The following is a 17,444-nucleotide window of genomic DNA, read 5'->3' as shown; positions in this document are numbered from 1 at the left end:
CGCCCTCACCTGTCCTTCGTCCGTACTCATGCGCGGTGGCGCAGCTCCCGTCGGAGGATCTTGCCACTCGTGGTCTTGGGAAGCTCGGGCAGGATCTCCACCACCCGGGGATATTTGTACGCCGCGAGCCGCTCCTTGCAGTAAGCGGCCAGTTCGGCGGGTTCGGGGGAGGCGCCCGGACGCAGGCTGACGTACGCCTTGACGGTCTCGCCCCGGTAGGCGTCCGGCACGCCCACGACGGCCGCCTCGCGGACCGCCGGGTGGGTGTAGAGGACGTCCTCGACCTCCCGGGGCCACACCTTGAAACCGGACGCGTTGATCATGTCCTTCTTGCGGTCGACGACGTAGAGCCAGCCGTCGCCGTCCATGAACCCGATGTCGCCGGTGCGCAGTTCGCCGTCCGGGATGCTCTGGGCGGTCGCGTCGGGGCGGCGCCAGTAGCCGGGCACGACCTGCGGGCCGCGGACCGCGATCTCGCCCGGTTCGCCGAACGGCAGGTCGCGGCCCGCCTCGTCGATGATCCGTACGACGGTGTCCGGGCCGGGCACGCCGACCGCGAGGGTGCCGGAGACCTTGTCGACCGGCGCCTCACGTCCGGGCGGGACGCTGGCGCAGGGAGCGGTGCACTCGGTCAGGCCGTAGCCGTTGTGGAGGTACGGGCCGAAGCCGGCGCGGAACGCCTCCACCAGCGCGGGCGGCAGCGGCGCGCCTCCGGAGCTGACCGTCCGGAAGGAGCCGAAGTGCTCGCGGGTGACGGCGGGGTGGGCCATCAGGGCCATGAAGGCGGTGGAGGGGCCGACCGTATAGGCGGGGCGGTGCTCCAGGAAGGCGTCCAGCACGACGCCCGCCTCGAAGCGGTGGGCGAGGGCCAGGGTTCCGGCGTTGGCGACGCAGGCGGCGAATTCGCAGACCATCCCGGTGATGTGGAAGAGCGGGGCGAGCGCGAAGTAGGTGGCGCCGTCGGGCAGGGCGTGTCCGGTGCGCTGGCGTTCGGCGTTGTAGCTGATGTTGCCGTGGGTGTTGGTGGCGCCCTTGGGGGTGCCGCTGGTGCCGGAGGTGTAGCTGATCAGCGCGAGGTCGTCGGCGGCCGGCCCGGGGTCGGCGGGCACCGCCCGGATCCGGCCGACCGCCCGGGCGGCGGTGAGCAGATCGTCGGCACCCTGCTGGGGGCCGAGCCGTTCGCCGCGCAGCACCCGGGCGTCGTCGCGGGTCTGGAGTTCCCGTTCGCAGGTGGTCAGGGCGATGCGCACGGAGGGCGCCGCGGCGGCGGTGGCGCGCAGGAACGCGTCCCAGGTGCGGTCCGCGCAGATGACGGCGGTGACCTCGGCGTCGGTGAGGATGTGCCGCATCTCGGCCGATTTGTACATGGGGTTGACGGGGACGACCACCCCGCCGGCCTTCCAGACACCGAGCACCGCCAGCACGAACTGCGGGGTGTTCTGGAGCATGACGGCGGCCCGGTCGCCGCGCCGCAGGCCGCGCCCGGCGAGGTGGGCGGCGATGCCGTCGGAGAGCGCGTCGGTCTCGGCGTAGGAGAGCCGGCCGTCGAAGTAGGCGAGCGCGGTGCGCTCGGGGGCGCGGCGGACCGCGGCCCGGAAGGCGTGCAGCGGCGAGGGCGGCGGCTGGACGGGGGCGCGCTGGGCGTCGGTGAGCTGTGCCAGCCACGGCTTGTCCTGGTAGGAGGTCATCGGGGTGCGGCCCTTCCTTCCTGATGGTCCGTGCTCGTCCCTGGTCGTCCGGTCGCCGGCCCGTACGGCCGGCCGGCTGCCGGTGGATCCGGGTCGCGGGCGTCGCCCTGTCCGGACGCCCGCGGCCCGCAAGTCCCCATGGGGGTGGGCCCGTTGTGCCCGGCGGTCAGCGCTCGCTCCGCTCCTCCAGCTTCCGCTGGAGGTGGTTCATGGCGCCCAGCCAGCGGTCCGGGTCGGCGGCCCGTGCGGTGTAGTAGTCCGCGACCTCCGGGTGCGGCAGGACCAGGAAGCGGCCCTCGTCCATGGCCGCGAACAGCGCGTCGGCGACGGCCTCGGGCTCCACGGCGGTGGGCGTCAGGACGAGGTCCCCGGCGGCCCCGGTGGCGGCCAGCATGTCGGTCCGTACGCCCTGCGGGCAGATGGCGTGCACGTCGATGCCGCGGTGGCGGTAGGTCAGCGACAGCCACTCGGCGAAGGCGTAGGCGCCGTGCTTGGTGACGCTGTACGGGGCCGCGGCGACCATGGTGAGCAGGCCCGCGGCGGACACGGTGGAGACGAACCGGCCGCCGCCGCGCGCCAGCCACTCCGGCACCAGCTCGCGCGCCGCCCGGACGTGGGCCATCACGTTGACGTCCCAGGCCAGCGCCCAGTCGTCCTCGGGGGCGTCCGGGCCGCCGCCGGTGCCGACGCCGGCGTTGGCGCAGAAGATGTCGATGGCGCCGCCCAGCGCCTCGCGGGCCTGTGGCACGATGCCGGAGGCGTCGCCGGGGACCGCGGTCGCCCCGATCTCCTCGGCGGTCTTGCGGGCCTTCGCCTCGTCCAGGTCGTTGACCACGACGCGGGCGCCCTCGGCGGCGAACCGGCGGGCCAGTGCGGCCCCGATCCCGCCGCCCGCTCCGGTCACGACAACGGTCTTGTCCCGTACGGCTGCCACGCTGTGTCTCCTTCGCTCGCTCCGGGTCGCCCGACGCACTGGGAGGCAGACTAACCAGTCGGTATGTCCGAGCGGAAGACCGTCCCCCACTCCCTTCCGCGCGCGAGCGGCAGGTGCCCCCTCGGCCCGGCGCCCGCTTCCGGCACGGCCTGCCGCGTTCCCTCCCGGGGCGCGGAGCGTTAGCGTGCGCACGACACGGAACCGGTCCGGCACCGACCACGGAGGGGTGCGCATGGCTCTGTCGAGACGCGTTCTACTGGGGCGGCTGGCGGCGACCGGAGCGGCCGCGGCGGCGGTCACCGCGACCCCCGCCCAGGCGGCGCCGCGGCCCGGCGGCCGGCGGGTGCACACCGGCTTCGACCGGCTGGCCGCCGACGGCTACCGCCTGCTGGACGGGCAGCGGGTCGGCATCGTCACGAACCCGACCGGGGTGACCCGCGACGTCCGGCACGTCGTCGACGTCATGCACGCCGACCGCCGGGTCCGGCTGACCGCCGTGTTCGGCCCCGAGCACGGCTTCCGGGGCACCGCCCAGGCGGGCGGCTCGGAGGCCCGGTACACCGATCCCGCCACCGGACTGCCGGTCTACGACACCTACGACAAGAGCGGCCGGGAACTGGCGGACGTCTTCACCGAGTCCGGCGTGGACACCGTCGTCTTCGACATCCAGGACGTCGGCGCGCGCTTCTACACCTACATCTGGACGCTCTACGACTGCATGGTGGCGGCCGTCGCGGCGGGCCGGCGGTTCGTGGTGCTGGACCGCCCCAACCCGGTCACCGGCCGGGCCGCGACCGGCCCCGTGCTGGACCGGAGGTACTCCTCGTTCGTCGGCCGGGAGCCGATCTCGCAGGCACACGGGATGACGGTGACGGAGCTGGCGCGGCTCTTCAACGGCGAGTTCGTGCCGCGGGCCGCCGGGCGGCCGGTGGAGCTGGAGACGGTCGCGATGACCGGCTGGCGGCGCAGCGACTTCTTCGACGCGACCGGACTGCCGTGGGTACCGCCCAGCCCGAACATGCCCACCGCGGACACCGCGCTGGTCTACGCGGGCACCTGCCTCTTCGAGGGCACCAACCTCTCCGAGGGCCGCGGCACCACCCGGCCCTTCGAACTCCTCGGCGCCGAGGGCATCGACCACCGGTGGGCGGCCGCCGCCACCGAACTGGGGCTGCCCGGCGTGCACTTCAGGGAGGCGTACTTCGCGCCGACCTTCTCCAAGTTCCAGGGCCGGACGGTCGGCGGGCTCCAGCTGCACGTCCACGACCGCTCCGCGTTCGATCCGGTGCGCACCGGGATCGGCCTGCTGGTGACGGCCCGGCGGGTCTGGAAGGGCTTCGCCTGGCGGGCCGACCACTTCGACCTGCTGACCGGGTCAGCGACCGTGCGCACGATGATCGACGCGGGCGCCGGGACGGACGAGATCGCCGCGGCCTGGCAGGACGGGCTGGCGCGCTTCCGTGCGGTGCGGGAGCGGTATCTCCGCTACCGCTAGCGGCCCTTGGGGGCCGACGGTGCACCGCACCGCCGTCGCGCATCCCCGGCACGACTGCCTGACCGACCGTCAGGACAGCCGCGGCCAAAAGCGCGAGGGAGATGTTTCGTTCCGCGAACAAAGGGCAGGTGCCGCTTACCGGACCATGATCGAACTTATGGGAGGGCAGCCATGACGGCGGCAGTGACCACCATCGGAACGCGCCACGGCCAGGGCCCGGACCACCGGCTCCCCGGCTCCGGCACCGACGGACTGCCGTACGTGGCGGACGCCTCCGCGCTGGCCCCCAAGGACGCCAAGGCGCTGTCCCGGCCGTTCTTCGAGCGGCTGGCCGCGCTGGAGGAAGGCACCCACGCGTACCAGTACGTGCGCAACACGCTCGTCGAGATGAACCTCTCCCTGGTGCGGTACTCCGCCGCGCGGTTCCGCAACCGCGGCGGCGACCCGGGCGAGATGGAGGACATCGTCCAGGTCGGCACCATCGGGCTGATCAAGGCCATCGACCGCTTCGACGTGTCCCGCGAGGTCGAGTTCACGACCTACGCGATGCCGTACATCGTCGGCGAGATCAAGCGGTTCTTCCGGGACGCCACCTGGGCCGTCCATGTGCCGCGGCGGCTCCAGGAGTTGCGGATCGAGATCGCCCAGGCCAAGGAGCGGCTCTTCGCCCGCCTGGACCGCGAGCCCACCGTCGCCGAGCTGGCCGGGCACCTCGGGCTGAGCGAGGAGCAGGTGATCGACGGGCTGATCGCCGGCAACGGCTACACCGCCGGGTCGCTGGACCAGCCCGCCGACCCGGCGGAGGTCGAGTCGGCCCGCCCGCTCGCCGACGCCCTCGGCGAGGAGGACCCGCGGCTCCGGCTCGCCGAGGACATCCACGCACTGTCCCCCCTGGTGCGGCAGTTGGACCGGCGGGACCGCCGGATCCTCACCCTCCGCTTCGTCCACGAGAAGACGCAGTCCGAGATCGGCACGGAACTGGGCGTGTCGCAGATGCACGTCTCCCGGCTCCTCGCCCGGATCCTGGACCGGCTGCGGGCGGGGCTGACCGGCCAGTCCTGAGCCGCCCGGACCCCGAGCGTCCGTCAACTACCGGGTCTCACTGGACGAGACGGCCGGATCCCGTTGTTGACCGCCCCGTACCACGGGCGTGAGAGTGCGGCTCGTGCAGAGCGAAACCACCTCACATCAGGCCACGGCGCCGTCCGTGGAGAACAGCGAGAGCCTGCGGCGGGTCGCCGTGGCCTCGTTCATCGGAACGGCCATCGAGTTCTACGACTTCTACATCTACGGCACCGCCGCGGCCCTGGTACTCAACCAGGCGTTCTTCCCGACGCTCGCCCCGGTCAACGCCACCCTCGCGTCCTTCTCCACCTACGCCGTGGCGTTCGCCGCCCGGCCGCTCGGCTCGGTGGTCTTCGGGCACTTCGGCGACCGGGTCGGGCGGAAGTCCGTACTGGTCGCCTCGCTGCTGCTGATGGGGCTGTCCACGGCGTGCGTCGGGCTGCTGCCCGGCTACGGCACGCTGGGCGTCTGGGCGCCGCTGCTGCTGGTCCTGCTGCGCTTCCTCCAGGGCATCGGGCTGGGCGGCGAGTGGGGCGGGGCGGCGCTGCTGGCGGTCGAGCACGCCCCGCGCGGCCGACGGGGGCTGTACGCCGCCTTCCCGCAACTCGGGCCCTCCGTGGGGTTCTTCGCGGCGACCGGGGTGTTCTGGCTGCTGTCGGAGGGGATGAGTGACGCGGCGTTCCGCTCGTGGGGCTGGCGGGTGCCGTTCCTGCTGTCGTTCCTGCTGGTCGGCGTGGGGCTGTTCGTCCGGCTGAAGATCAGCGAGACGCCGGTCTTCGCGAAGGTGCAGGACGCCCAGGAGGCCGCCAGGGTGCCGGCCGTCGAGGTCTTCCGGCGGCATCCGCGGGAACTGCTGCTGGGCGCCGGCGGCATGGTCGTCGCGTACGGCCTCTTCTACACCGCGACCACCTACTGCCTGTCGTACGCCACCGGCGCCCTCGGTGTCCCCCGGACCACCATGCTCGGCCTGTCCCTGGTCGCCTGCCTCTTCCTGGCGGCCGGCACCTGGCTCGCGGCCACCCGCTCGGACGGCGCCGGGCGCCGCCGGCTGATCCTCGGCGGCGCCGGGCTCGCGGCCGTCTGGGGAGCGGTGCTCTTCCCGCTGCTGGACACCCGGCAGCCGGTGCTGATCGCGCTGGGCATCGGGGGCGCGCTGTTCTGCATGGGCGTGGTCTACGGCCCGATGGGCGCGTATCTGCCGGAGCTGTTCGGTACGACGGTGCGCTACTCGGGCGCGTCGCTGGCCTACAACCTGGGCGGGGTGCTGGGCGGCGCGGTCGCCCCGCTGGTCGCCACCCGGCTCCAGCCGGCGTTCGGCTCGGCGTCGGTGGGCTGGTACGTCAGCGCGATGGCGGTCGTCTCGCTGCTGTGCGTGCGGTCGCTGCCGGAGACCCTGGAGCGCGGGCTGCCGGACTGAGCGGCGTCCCGTACGGGGTCCTCCCGGGGATCCCGTACGGGACCCCCTGCTCAGGAGCTCGCGGGCGCCGCGCCCACCGGTTCAGGGCCGCAGCCACCACCGTTCGCTCTCCCAGGAGAGCGCCTCCCAGAGGCGGTTGAGGGGGTGCTCCGGCGGATACGCGTCCCGCTCGCCGCGCCGGGTGAAGACGCCGACCAGGACCTCCGTCCGGGGGCCGACCTCCCCGACGATCTCCAGCGTGCGCAGCCCGCCGGCCTCCGGGAGCCGGCCGTCCGCCGCCGCCTCCCCGATACCGCGGGTGACCAGCATCGCGCCGCTGACCACGCCCGAGCGCAGCAGCTCGAAGCCGTAGTGGGCGGCCTCTATCTCGGCCGCCACGGTGAGCCTCTGGCGGTAGTCGCTGCCGTACCACGACGTCAGGAAGCGGCCGATCAGACCGCCCGCGGAGACCACCAGCGGCAGCCGGGGCAGGTCGCCGGCGCTGAACGAGGCGCCCGGCAGCCGGTCCGGCGGCAGGTTCGTCAGCAGCGACAGGCCGCTGCGCCGCCACTCCATGACCTCGTAGGGCGCGAGGAGTTCGGCCTCCTCGCCCTCGGTGACCACGACGCTGCCGCAGACCAGGTCCAGTTCCTGGGTGCGCAGCTTGGTGAACAGGTCGCCGGTGCGGACGTGGGTGACCTTCAGGTCGACGCCGTCGCGTTCATAGTCCGCGCTGACGTGCTCCACGGCGTCCAGGAGGAAGCCCAGGGTGTAACGGGTGGTGCCGACCGAGAGCGTACGGCCGAGCCGGCGGCGGGCGTCGTGGACGCCCTCGGCCCACTCGCCGAGCGTGCGCCGCGCCAGGTCGACCAGTGCCTCACCGGTCGCGGTGAACAGCGCGTCCTGTCCCCTCCCCTGCTTCAGCACCAGTTCCTCGCCGCACAGGGCGGCGAAGGTGCGGTTCATCGTGTCCAGTTGCTTCTGCACGCTGGACTGCTCGCGGCCCAGCCGGCGGGCGGCCCCCAGCGCCGTCCCCGCCTCGTGCACCACGATCAGCGTGCGCAACTGGTCCATCGTCGTATCGAGCAGTTCCGTCGGGTACTGCTCCGGACCTGGCACGGCCATGCGCCCCTATCGCCCCTACTCGCTTTCCCGTCCCCCTCATTCAGGAACGAGCAGCATAGCCGCCCTGGAAATCCCCTCCAGGCGGTGACCACCACCACCCTGGTCGTGCCGGTGGCCGGCGCACACGGACGGGCCCCGGGGTGCGCGCACCCCGGGGCCCGTGCCGTTCGCTCCGCTACCTGTGCGCGGGGAACTCCACCACCTGCTGGTAGGTGGGCCGGTTCTGCCAGCTCATCTTGTCGTGGGTCAGACCGCCCACCGCGCGGTGGACGATGGCGTCGGCGCACCACTGGTCGCCGGCCTTGCAGTTGTCGTCTCCCGGGTAGACCTGGGCGGCGGTCCTGCCGGCGGCCTGCTGGAGCGTGGCCAGCAGGGTGTCGCGGCAGGCCGCGAGCGTGCCGTTGCCGCAGTACCGCTCGGCGAGCGGGCCCTGGACCCGGTCGCCCAGCACGGCGCGGAGGTCCTTGTCGGCGTAGCTCCACCACCCGTACTGGAACGCCGATCCGGCGTGCGCCCCGGTGGGGCCGTGGCCTGCGGACGGCGACTCGTCGACGGCCAGGTTGGCGCCGAGCGCGGTGTAGAGGTCCTTGCCCAGGCCCGGCTCGAAGACGCCCGGGATCATCAGCGGCCACCAGGCGTCCATCAGCCGTACCGCGTCGGAGTGGGCGTAGGTGTGCGAGCCCGGTGAGGTTTCGCGGCGCCGGGCGCCGTCCTTGCGCCACGCGTCCAACTGCTGGACCGCTGCCCGCAGTCGGGGGTCGGTGACCGGCTTGCTGTCGATCACCCGCAGCAGGTCGGGGAGCACGTCCTCGCCGCGCAGGTCGGTGACGGCGGCGTCGGCCATCGCCCGGGTCAGCGACGCCCGGGTCACCCCGCCCTCCTTCGTCAGCGCGCGCACCCGGTCGTCGAGCAGGTTGGCGCGGTGCACCGAGCCGTTGCCGAAGCCGGCCGAGTCGTAGTCCTTGGCCTGCTTGTTGTTCCAGGAGATGTAGTAGTCCTGGTCGACGGACTGCGGGTGCTGGGCGGGCGGGGTGTAGTCGGTGGTGTTGGTGGCGGGGTCGAAGCCCTTCCACTCGTAGGCCGGTTCGGCCCGGACGGGCAGCGACGGGTCGACGGCGGGGTTGCGGACCGGGTTGAGGCCGCTGTTGTAGTACGCGATGTCGCGGGAGTCGGCGTAGAACCAGTTGAAGGCGTAGCCGATGTGCTGGGCCGCCTTCTGGAAGCTCCTGGCGTCGTGGACGTACGACGGGTCGTTGAACATCTGGAAGCCGATGATGGAGTCGGCCTCGTGGCGGTAGGTGGAGCGCAGCGAGGTGTAGGCGACGGGCTTGCCGCCGATGGTGGCGCGGTGGGTGACGGTGCCGTACCTGGTGCGGAAGACCTGCATCCGGTACGAGCCGGCGGCCGTCGGATCGGCGATGGTGGGCTGCCAGGAGTTGGTGCGCTCCAGCTTCTCCATGGGCAGGCACGCGCCGTGGTAGCGGTAGGAGGTGGACTCCCTGGTGGGCCGGGAGCCGTCCGCGTTGCACAGGTCGACGGCGTAGGTGTCGGTGATGTCCTGGCCGGCGGAGGTGGCGCTCCAGGCGTAGTCCTGGCCGCGGCCCAGCTGCACGTACATCCCGACGCCGGCGAACGAGGCGCCGCGGGCACTGATGCCGGGCCCCTGGATCTCCTGCAGCATCAGCAGCTGCGGCGCGAAGTATCCGGTCTGCGGGCCGAACACGGCCACCGGGTGGCCGCTGGCGGTGTGCTTGCCGGAGACCAGCAGGGCGTTGGACATCCCGCGGTGCCGGGTCGGGTCGAAGCTCCCCTTCGGCAGCACGCCGTCCTTGAACAGCCCCTCCAGCTTCCGGTACTTCTCGGGGGCCTTGACCGGGTCCCGCGGCGGGGTGGCGCTCTTGGAGGCGGCGGCGCCCTTGCGGTCGTAGACCAGCGGCTCGGGGGTGACCGAGCCCCGGTCGGGCAGCGCCGTGCCCCGGGCCTTCGCGGGCTTGACGGCGTACGGGAAACTCTGGCCGTCGTGCAGCGTCTTGGCGGCCTCGGGGTCGTTGCGCTCCCGGAAGGACTCCCAGACCCGGGTGCCCTTCTCGACGCCGTACTTCTGCTGGGCGGAGAGCAGCGCGAGGGCCGAGGGGACCTCTCCGCCGCCGCCGTTGCCGAAGAGCCCGCCGACGACGGAGGCCAGGGCTATCAGGTCGGTGAGCTTGAAGGGCTGGATCTCGCCGGCGTTGGTGAGGGCGTCGATGTGGCCGGTGAGGACGTATTCCCCGGGGAAGTACCGGCCGTCCTTGGACTGTTGGCGGTAGGCGTTGATGCCGTCGACGTACGCCTGGGCGTCGGCCATGGCCTGTTCGCCGCGCGCTCCGTTGTGGGTGCGGATGGCGTCGACCTGGGCCTGGAGGTCCGCCTCGGTGTACGGCGCCTGCGGCCAGAACTGCTGCTCCAGGCCCTGGTTGGCGAGCGCGCCGCCGGCGAACGAGGTCAGCTCCCCGCGGCCGATGTGCCGGAAGAGGTCCATCAGCCACAGCCGGTCCTGGCCCGCGGCGTAGCCGGCGCCGAACTCGGTGCCGTAGCGGGTGGTGCCCTTGATGTGCGGGACGCCGGTCTTCTTGTCGCGGGTGATGGCGACGTCGGGGCGCGGGGTGCTGACCGAGCCGACCTGGTCCTTGGGGACGCCGAAGGAGGCGTCGTTGAAGAAGTCGGTGAGGGTGTCGTCGGTGAGCGAGGGGTAGCCGCCGTTCAGCGCGTTGTACGGGGCGATCTGGTCGGTGGAGTGGGCGGGGTGGGTGCCGAACAGCTTGTTGCCGAGGATCTGCATCAGGGTGGCGTTGCCCGTCGCGCCCGGAGGCAGGATGTCGTCGCACTGACCTCGGCAGTAGTCGCCATCGGCCGTGTGGGTACTGCCGGTTGCCTGCCCGGCGGCCGCCGCGGCGGCGATGGGGGGTGGCGCCAAGACCGTGGCACCCAGGGCGAGCAGGGCCGCCGCGGCGGCAGCCCTGAGCCTTCCGGTACGTCGTCGCATTCCTGCTCCTCAAGGGGGTCCCGGCCCGTCACGAGCCCGGGGAGGGTGGGCCGGACGTTACCGCTGGTTACCCGCAACCGGAAGATGAGCAGCAGTCAACTTTCTCTCCTCCCCTGCGGGGCCCGGGAGTTGACGGACGGACACCACGGAGCATCCGCCCCCGAAACCGCAAGAAAATTCGATGGATCCGGGTGGCGCCCGGCTACGTCCATTCCGTGTCCAGTCGGGTCCTCCCCGGAGGTGGAAGGAACATGGCCGGTTTCAGAGCCCTCGCCGAACAGGTCCGCAACCCACGACTCGTCACCGCCCAGCGGCGTACCGCCCTGCGCAAATGCCTGGAACGCTTCGCCCCGTACGGGCACCGCGCCACCTGGCACCACCTGTGCACCAGGGCCGGGTTCGCCACCCAGGACCGTGACCCCGATCCGGCGCGGCTGGTGGCCGCGCTGACGGAGCTGGAGGAGGCACGCGCCCTCTGGCTCGCGTACGAAGAGGAGTTCGCCGCCCGGCGCCGCAAGGAGAAGCACGAGGGCATCCGCCAGGTCGGCGCCCTCGACGAATGGCACCGGCGCACCTGGGGCGGTTGCGACATCGTGCCCTGCGAGTCACCGCAGCGGCACCCGGCGGCCCGCCTCGCAGAGGTGCTGCGCCGCATGATCGCGGCGATGGAGGCGGGACGCCCTCGCCGCGACTGCCCGGTGTGCGGCTCCACCCGGTTCGCCTGGGTCCCGGACGAGGCCGGCTGCCCGGCCCCCGGGCCGGCCTGCCGCCAGTGCGGAGTGCTCGCCCCGGCGTCCGTCCTGACGCCGGACGCGCTGAGCACCGCGGCCGTGCGCCACGGCGCGGGAGCCTTCGCGGCGGCCTGACGCCCCCGCCACCCGGCACCGTACGCCCCGTTGCCCACCCCGTTCAGCGGGCGTTGTCGGACCCACCTGTCATCATCGGGGCATGCTGAAGATGCTTCAGGTGTGTCTCAACGGCCCGCGCACGGCGGCCGATTCGGGTGCGGTGCCGATGTCGCCTGCCGCGCTCGCGGATGCGGCGCGGCAGGCGGTCGCGGCCGGCGCCCAGGACGTCCATGTGCACCCCAAGACCCCGTGCGGCCAGGACTCCCTCTCGCCGCGGGTGGTCGGCCCGGTCCTCACGGCGATACGGGAAGCGGTGGACGTCCCGGTGGGCGTGACGACCGGCGCCTGGGCCGAGCCGGACCCCGGGCGCCGGGCGGAGCAGGTCGGGTCCTGGACGGTGCTGCCCGACCACGCCTCGGTCAACTGGCACGAGGCGGGCGCCGATACGGTCGCCGCCGCCCTGCTGGAGCGGGGCGTCGGCGTCGAGGCCGGCATCTGGGCCGGGACGGACGCGGTCGAGCGCTTCGCCCGCTCGCCGCTGGCTCCGCGGGTGCTGCGGGTGCTGGCCGAGGTCATCGGCGACACCGCACCAAAGTCCGCTCCGGCGACCGCCCGTGCGCTGCTCGCCGCGCTGGCGCCGGTGCCGCACGGCCGCCCGGTGCTGCTCCACGGCCAGGACGGCGGGGCCTGGCCGGTGCTGCGGCTCGCCGGCGAGCTGGGCCTGTGCAGCCGCATCGGCATCGAGGACACCCTGCTGCTGCCCGACGGCTCACCGGCCGCGGGCAACGCCCAACTGATAGCCGCCGCACGGGACATGGCGGGCGGTCTTCCCGTGGAGTGATCCACCCGGGGGCGTTCCGCCGCCCGCGCGCCCGCCCCCGGCACCGGTGAGCGCCTCGGCGGCGGTGCGTCCTCGGCGACGGCCCGATGTCTCCGCCGACCGCCTCGGCGGGGGCGGCGCTTCCCGGCCATTGTTCGCCGGCTGCGCGAGTCCCGCACCCCGCCGCCACCGTGCCGCTCGCCTCGGACCGCCCGCGCCCCGCGGCGCCCGAAGGGAGCCGCACGGTGGCCGCACACCACGCCGTCCTCCTGGTACTTGTGTGGCTGTAGGTGAGTGCCCCGTCCGCCCACGGCCTTTACGAGCCGCCGGGCAAGCTGACACAACTGTTCGCGGGCCGATCCACGGGCGGGTGGCACCCGTGCCCCGGCCCGCCCCGCTCGCGCGGCACCCGGGCCGCACGGGCATCGAAGGAGAGGGAGGACGTCCATGGCCGAACTGCACGATCTGACCGCACTCGAACAGGCCGAGGGGATCCGCACGGGCCGGATCTCCCCCGTCGAGCTCACCGAGCACTACCTCGCGCGGATCGACCGGCTGGACGACACCCTGGGCGCCTTCCTCACCCGCACCCCGGAGATCGCCCGGAAGCAGGCCGCGGACGCCGAGAGCGAGGCCGCCGCGGCCCGCCGCGAGGGGCGCGCGCTCCCGCCGTTGTTCGGCGTCCCGGTGCCCGTGAAGGACCTCCACCAGGTCGCCGGGGTGCGCTGCACGATGGGCTCGCGGGCGCTGGCCGACCGGATCGCGGAGACCGACGACCATGTCGTCGGCAAGCTGCGGGACGCCGGCACGATCCTGCTCGGCAAGACCAACACACCCGAATTCGGGCTGCCCTGCTACACGGAGAACGCGCTCGCGCCGCCCGCCCGCACCCCCTGGGACCTGACGCGCTCGGCGGGCGGCTCCAGCGGCGGAGCGGCCGCGGCGGTCGCCGGGGGACTCGCGCCGGTCGCCCATGCCAGCGACGGCGGCGGCTCGATCCGGATCCCCGCCTCGCTGTGCGGGCTCTACGGCATCAAGCCCAGCCGCGGCCGGATCAGCCCCGGCCCGCTGCTGCACGACGTCTCGGGCCTGAGCACCTCGGGCCCGCTGGCCCGTACGGTCGCCGACGCGGCCACGCTCCTGGACGTCATGGCGGGCCCGATGCCCGGCGACCCGTACGCCGCCCCGGCGCTGCCGCCCGGCGAGACCTTCGCCGGCCACGCCCGCCGCGACCCGGGCCGGCTGCGGATCGCGGTGCTCACCGAGGCCCCCGTGGCGGGCGCCGAGGTGCACGCCGACTGCCGGGCCGCGGTCGCCGAGACCACCGCACTGCTGGCCGAACTCGGCCACGAGTGCGAGGAGTTGGCCATCCCCGCCGACGAGGACATCCTCCTCGCCTTCACCCGCGTGTGGTCCGTGATGGCCGCCCTCCGCCCCGTCCCACCGGAGAGCGAGGAGAAGCTGATGCCGCTCACCCGCTATCTGCGGGCCCGCGGCGCCGCGATCAGCGGCCCGGCCTTCGCGGGGTCCCTGCATGCCTTCCGGATGCTCGGCCAGACCGTCGCCGACGGCCTGATGCCGCCGGACACCGGCTACGACGTGATCCTCTCCCCCACCGTGGCCGCACCCCCGCCCCTGGTGGGCGCGCTGCGCGACGACGCCGATCCGCAGGCCGAGTTCGCCGCCATCGGGCGGTTCACCCCGTTTAGCGCGCTCTTCAACGTCACCGGCCAGCCCGCGGTCAGCGTCCCGCTGCACTGGACGGCACAGGGCCTGCCGATCGGCGTCATGCTGGCCGGCCGCTACGGCGACGAGGCCACGCTGATCTCGCTCTCCGCCCAGCTGGAGCGGGCCCGTCCGTGGGCGGCCCGCACCCCGTCCGTCTGGTAGCCGGCGGCCGGGCCGGGTGCGGTCATCCCCGGCCGGTGCCGCGCCCCGGCGCGGGGGCGCACCCCGCGTCGCCCGGCGCGCACGGCCCGGCGCCGCCGTCGTCCGCCGGCGCCGGGTCCTTGGCGGCCCGGTCCACCCGCAACCGCCGCGCGCCCGGCCCCTGTTCGCCGAGGCTGTCGTACGGGTTCGACAGCGCGCACGTCTGCAGCGAGAGGCAGCCGCAGCCGATGCAGTCGGACAGCCGGTCGCGCAGCTCGACGAGCTGGCTGATCCGCTCGTCCAGTTCGGAGCGCCACACCTCGGACAGCCGGGCCCAGTCCTCGCGGTTGGGGGTGCGCTCGTCCGGCAGCTCCGCCAGCGCGTCCCGGATCACCGCGAGCGGGATCCCGACGCGCTGCGCCGCCCGTACGAACGCGACCCGGCGCAGCGCGTCGCGGGTGTAGCGGCGCTGGTTCCCGGCCGTCCGGGTGCTGCTGATCAGCCCCTTCGACTCGTAGAAGTGCAGCGCGGACACCGCCGCGCCGCTGCGCGCGGAGAGCTGGCCGACGGAGAGTTCGTGGACCTTGTACGGAAGCTGTGGCACCCCTCAACCCTACGACCTGCCCCGAGACGACCGTTGACAGCGGGCCCGCGCACTCGCATCCTGAGCAAGCGCTTAGTAAGGCGACGCTGAGGAGGCAGACGGAGATGGCAGAGCCCCGGGTGTTCGGGTCGGTCGAGGAACTGCGGGCCGCGGTCGGCACGGAGTTGGGTCCCAGCGACTGGCTGGAGGTCGACCAGAAGCGGATCGACCTGTTCGCGGAGGCCACCGGTGACCACCAGTGGATCCACGTCGACCAGGAGAAGGCCGCGGCCGGGCCGTTCGGCACCACCATCGCGCACGGCTATCTGACGCTGTCGCTGCTGCCGGCGCTGGTCCCGCGGCTGATGCGGGTCGACAACGTGACGATGGGCATCAACTACGGCACCAACAAGGTCCGTTTCCCGGCGACCGTCCCGGTCGGCTCGCGGCTGCGGGCCACCGCCCGGATCGCGGAGGTCGCCGACGTGTCCGGCGGGGTGCAGCTGACCACGGTCGTGACGATCGAGCGGGAGGGCGGCGACAAGCCGGTGTGCGTCGCGGAGTCGGTCAGCCGCTTCTACCTCTAGCCGGGCCGGCGGTCAGGCCGGCGGGGCACCCACCATCCGCAGGACGAGGTCGGCGTAGAGCGCGCCGACCTCGTCGGGCGTCCGCGGACCGTCGGCGGAGAACCAGCGGGCCACGTCCACGCACAGCGACAGCACGGCGAGGGTGGTGCCCGGGACGTCGCCGACCCGGAACTCGCCGCTGTCGGCGCCGTCCTGGATGATCTGGCGCAGCAGCCGGTCGGTGCGGCGGCGCAGACCGGCGATCTCGGCGTAGTGCACGTCGCTCAGCGCCTGCAGCTCGTACTGGATGACGCGGGCGGTGGTGTGGTGCTCGGCGTGCCAGCGGGCGAAGGTCCGTACCGCGTCGCGCAGCCGCTCGGTCGGGCTGCCCGCGGCCTCAGCGGCGGCGCCCATGATGCACAGCGCCTTCTCGTGGCCGATGCCGCTGATGCGGTACAGCAGCTCCTCTTTGGTCTTGTAGTGGATGTAGAGCGCGGCCGGGCTCATCCCGGCGCGGCCGGCGATGTCGCGGGTGGTGGTGGCGTGGTAGCCGCGCTCGGCGAACGCCTCGACGGCCGCGGCGACCAGCCGCCGCGCGGCGTCCGGGCTCACCCCGGCCCATTCCTCGCTCTCCTTGGCCGCCCGCTCCGCCGCACCCATCGCGTACCCCGCTCCTCGATCCGCCAGGGACCTTCCTCTGCCCGGATCGAACACCATACCGCGCGACTGAGCAAGCGCTTAGGTCTCCTCCCGGGTGCGGAACGAGCCGGCGCGGGCGCGGGCGCCGGGACGGAGCGTACGCGGCAGGAGCCGGTCAGAACGCGGAGACCCCGGTGAGCGCGCGGCCGATCACCAGTTTCTGGATCTGGCTGGTGCCTTCGTAGAGGGTCATCACCCGGGCGTCGCGCAGCAGCTTGCCGACCGGGTACTCGTCGATGTAGCCGTAGCCGCCGAAGACCTGGAGGGCGTTGTTGGCGGCACGCACCGCGGCCTCGGAGGCGAAGAGCTTGGCCTTCGACGCCTCGGTGGCGAACGGCTCGCCGCGGTCGATGAGATCGGCCACCCGCCAGGTCAGCAGCCGCGCGGCGTCCACGTCCACCGCGATGTCGCTGAGGAGTTCCTGGACGAGCTGGTGGCGGGCGATCGGCGCACCGAACTGCTCGCGCTCGCCGGCGTACCCGACGGCCGCGTCCAGCGCGGCCCGGGCGATGCCGACGCAGCCGGCGGCGACCGACATCCGGCCCTTGGCCAGGGCGGACATGGCGACCGAGAAGCCCTTGCCCTCGGGGCCCAGCATGGCGGAGGCGGGCACCCGCACGCCCTCCAGGACCAGTTCGGCGGTGGCCTGGCCGCGCAGCCCGAGCTTGCCGTGGATCTCGCGGCGGGTCAGGCCCGGGGTGTCCGTCGGTATCAGGAAGGCGCTGACGCCCTTGTGGCCGGGGGCGCCGCCGGTCCGGGCGAAGAGCAGCACGACGTCCGCCCAGGTGCCGTTGGTGATGAACATCTTCGCGCCGTCGACGACGTAGTCCCCGCCGTCGCGGACCGCCCGGGTGGTGAGGTTGCCCGCGTCGGAGCCGGTGCCGGGCTCGGTCAGGCCGAAGCAGCCGACCGCCCGGCCGGAGGTCAGCCGCGGGAGCCAGGCCCGCTTCTGCTCCTCGTCTCCCCAGGAGGCGATGGTCTTGGCGACCAGCCCGAGCGAGACCGAGACGATGCCGCGCACGGCGGAGTCGCCGCGCCCCAGCTCTTCGGTGACCAGGGCGTACGCGAGGTGGTCGCCGCCGGAGCCGCCGTACTCCTCGGGGACGGTCAGGCCGAGGAAGCCGAGGGCGCCGAGCTTCCCGACGATACCGGGGTCGACCCGCTCCGCGCGGTCCCAGGCGGCGGCGTGCGGGGCGATCTCGCGGTCGACGAAGTCCTCGGCGAGCCGGCGTACGGCGGCCTGTTCGGCACTGAGCTCCAGGTTCATCTCGGGCCCCCTGTCGGCGGGAAGACGGTTTAATTAGCGGTGCTAGTTTTTAGCTGGCAGCCCCTAC

14 protein-coding genes are annotated in these 17,444 nt (G+C 73.4%); 7 read left to right on the top strand and 7 right to left on the bottom strand.

The window, feature by feature from the left end:
• Window positions 1-26: 26 nt before the first annotated feature.
• Both GR130_RS11510 and GR130_RS11505 read right to left on the bottom strand, forming a co-directional pair.
• Window positions 27-1,688, bottom strand: coding sequence for an AMP-binding protein (locus GR130_RS11510; protein WP_159504634.1), 1,662 nt, complete (start codon window positions 1,686-1,688; stop codon window positions 27-29).
• 166 nt (window positions 1,689-1,854) lie between these two features.
• Window positions 1,855-2,622, bottom strand: coding sequence for an SDR family oxidoreductase (locus GR130_RS11505; RefSeq protein ID WP_159504633.1), 768 nt, complete (start codon window positions 2,620-2,622; stop codon window positions 1,855-1,857).
• Between the two features lie 232 nt (window positions 2,623-2,854).
• Between GR130_RS11505 and GR130_RS11500 the strand changes: the two genes are divergently transcribed.
• The 3 genes from GR130_RS11500 (at window position 2,855) to GR130_RS11490 (ending at window position 6,599) form a co-directional block, all read left to right on the top strand.
• Window positions 2,855-4,117, top strand: a complete 1,263-nt coding sequence (locus GR130_RS11500) for an exo-beta-N-acetylmuramidase NamZ family protein (protein WP_159504632.1) — start codon at window positions 2,855-2,857, stop codon at window positions 4,115-4,117.
• A 171-nt stretch (window positions 4,118-4,288) separates the two neighbouring features.
• Window positions 4,289-5,179: a SigB/SigF/SigG family RNA polymerase sigma factor gene (locus GR130_RS11495; RefSeq protein ID WP_159504631.1), complete on the top strand. Its 891-nt coding sequence runs from the start codon at window positions 4,289-4,291 to the stop codon at window positions 5,177-5,179.
• Window positions 5,180-5,282: 103 nt separating this feature from the next.
• The gene (locus tag GR130_RS11490; protein ID WP_236572978.1) at window positions 5,283-6,599 is read left to right on the top strand and encodes an MFS transporter; all 1,317 of its coding nucleotides are present in this window, start codon (window positions 5,283-5,285) and stop codon (window positions 6,597-6,599) included.
• Window positions 6,600-6,680: 81 nt separating this feature from the next.
• Here GR130_RS11490 and GR130_RS11485 read toward each other — a convergent pair whose 3' ends face one another.
• Window positions 6,681-7,703, bottom strand: coding sequence for a LysR family transcriptional regulator (locus tag GR130_RS11485; protein WP_159504630.1), 1,023 nt, complete (start codon window positions 7,701-7,703; stop codon window positions 6,681-6,683).
• Window positions 7,704-7,878: 175 nt separating this feature from the next.
• A complete protein-coding gene (locus tag GR130_RS11480) occupies window positions 7,879-10,725 on the bottom strand; it encodes a penicillin acylase family protein (RefSeq protein WP_159504629.1) in 2,847 nt (948 codons plus the stop codon).
• 251 nt (window positions 10,726-10,976) lie between these two features.
• On the opposite strand from GR130_RS11480, the gene GR130_RS11475 reads away from it, so the two are divergent.
• The 3 genes from GR130_RS11475 to GR130_RS11465 all read left to right on the top strand — a co-directional run bounded on the left by GR130_RS11475 (window position 10,977) and on the right by GR130_RS11465 (window position 14,283).
• The gene (locus GR130_RS11475; RefSeq protein ID WP_159504628.1) at window positions 10,977-11,591 is read left to right on the top strand and encodes a hypothetical protein; all 615 of its coding nucleotides are present in this window, start codon (window positions 10,977-10,979) and stop codon (window positions 11,589-11,591) included.
• Between the two features lie 91 nt (window positions 11,592-11,682).
• Window positions 11,683-12,414: a 3-keto-5-aminohexanoate cleavage protein gene (locus GR130_RS11470; protein WP_159509900.1), complete on the top strand. Its 732-nt coding sequence runs from the start codon at window positions 11,683-11,685 to the stop codon at window positions 12,412-12,414.
• Between the two features lie 426 nt (window positions 12,415-12,840).
• Complete coding sequence (locus GR130_RS11465; protein WP_159504627.1) at window positions 12,841-14,283, top strand: amidase; 1,443 nt, start codon at window positions 12,841-12,843, stop codon at window positions 14,281-14,283.
• 22 nt (window positions 14,284-14,305) lie between these two features.
• Here the strand turns inward: GR130_RS11465 and soxR are convergent, their stop codons facing one another.
• Window positions 14,306-14,866, bottom strand: a complete 561-nt coding sequence (soxR, locus tag GR130_RS11460; protein ID WP_236572977.1) for a redox-sensitive transcriptional activator SoxR — start codon at window positions 14,864-14,866, stop codon at window positions 14,306-14,308.
• Between the two features lie 104 nt (window positions 14,867-14,970).
• Between soxR and GR130_RS11455 the strand changes: the two genes are divergently transcribed.
• A complete protein-coding gene (locus GR130_RS11455) occupies window positions 14,971-15,432 on the top strand; it encodes a MaoC family dehydratase (RefSeq protein WP_159504626.1) in 462 nt (153 codons plus the stop codon).
• Between the two features lie 12 nt (window positions 15,433-15,444).
• Here GR130_RS11455 and GR130_RS11450 read toward each other — a convergent pair whose 3' ends face one another.
• Together GR130_RS11450 and GR130_RS11445 are read right to left on the bottom strand one after the other, a co-directional pair.
• Window positions 15,445-16,071 carry a TetR/AcrR family transcriptional regulator gene (locus GR130_RS11450; RefSeq protein ID WP_159504625.1) on the bottom strand — a complete coding sequence of 209 codons (627 nt, stop codon included), beginning with the start codon at window positions 16,069-16,071 and terminating at the stop codon, window positions 15,445-15,447.
• Between the two features lie 154 nt (window positions 16,072-16,225).
• Window positions 16,226-17,377 carry an acyl-CoA dehydrogenase family protein gene (locus GR130_RS11445; RefSeq protein WP_159504624.1) on the bottom strand — a complete coding sequence of 384 codons (1,152 nt, stop codon included), beginning with the start codon at window positions 17,375-17,377 and terminating at the stop codon, window positions 16,226-16,228.
• Between the last annotated feature and the right edge of the window lie 67 nt (window positions 17,378-17,444).

Source organism: Streptomyces sp. GS7, assembly GCF_009834125.1.
Classification (GTDB): Bacteria; Actinomycetota; Actinomycetes; order Streptomycetales; family Streptomycetaceae; genus Streptomyces.
The sequence above is the reverse complement of the archived record's forward strand: the minus strand, read 5'-3'. Positions and strand labels throughout refer to the sequence as shown.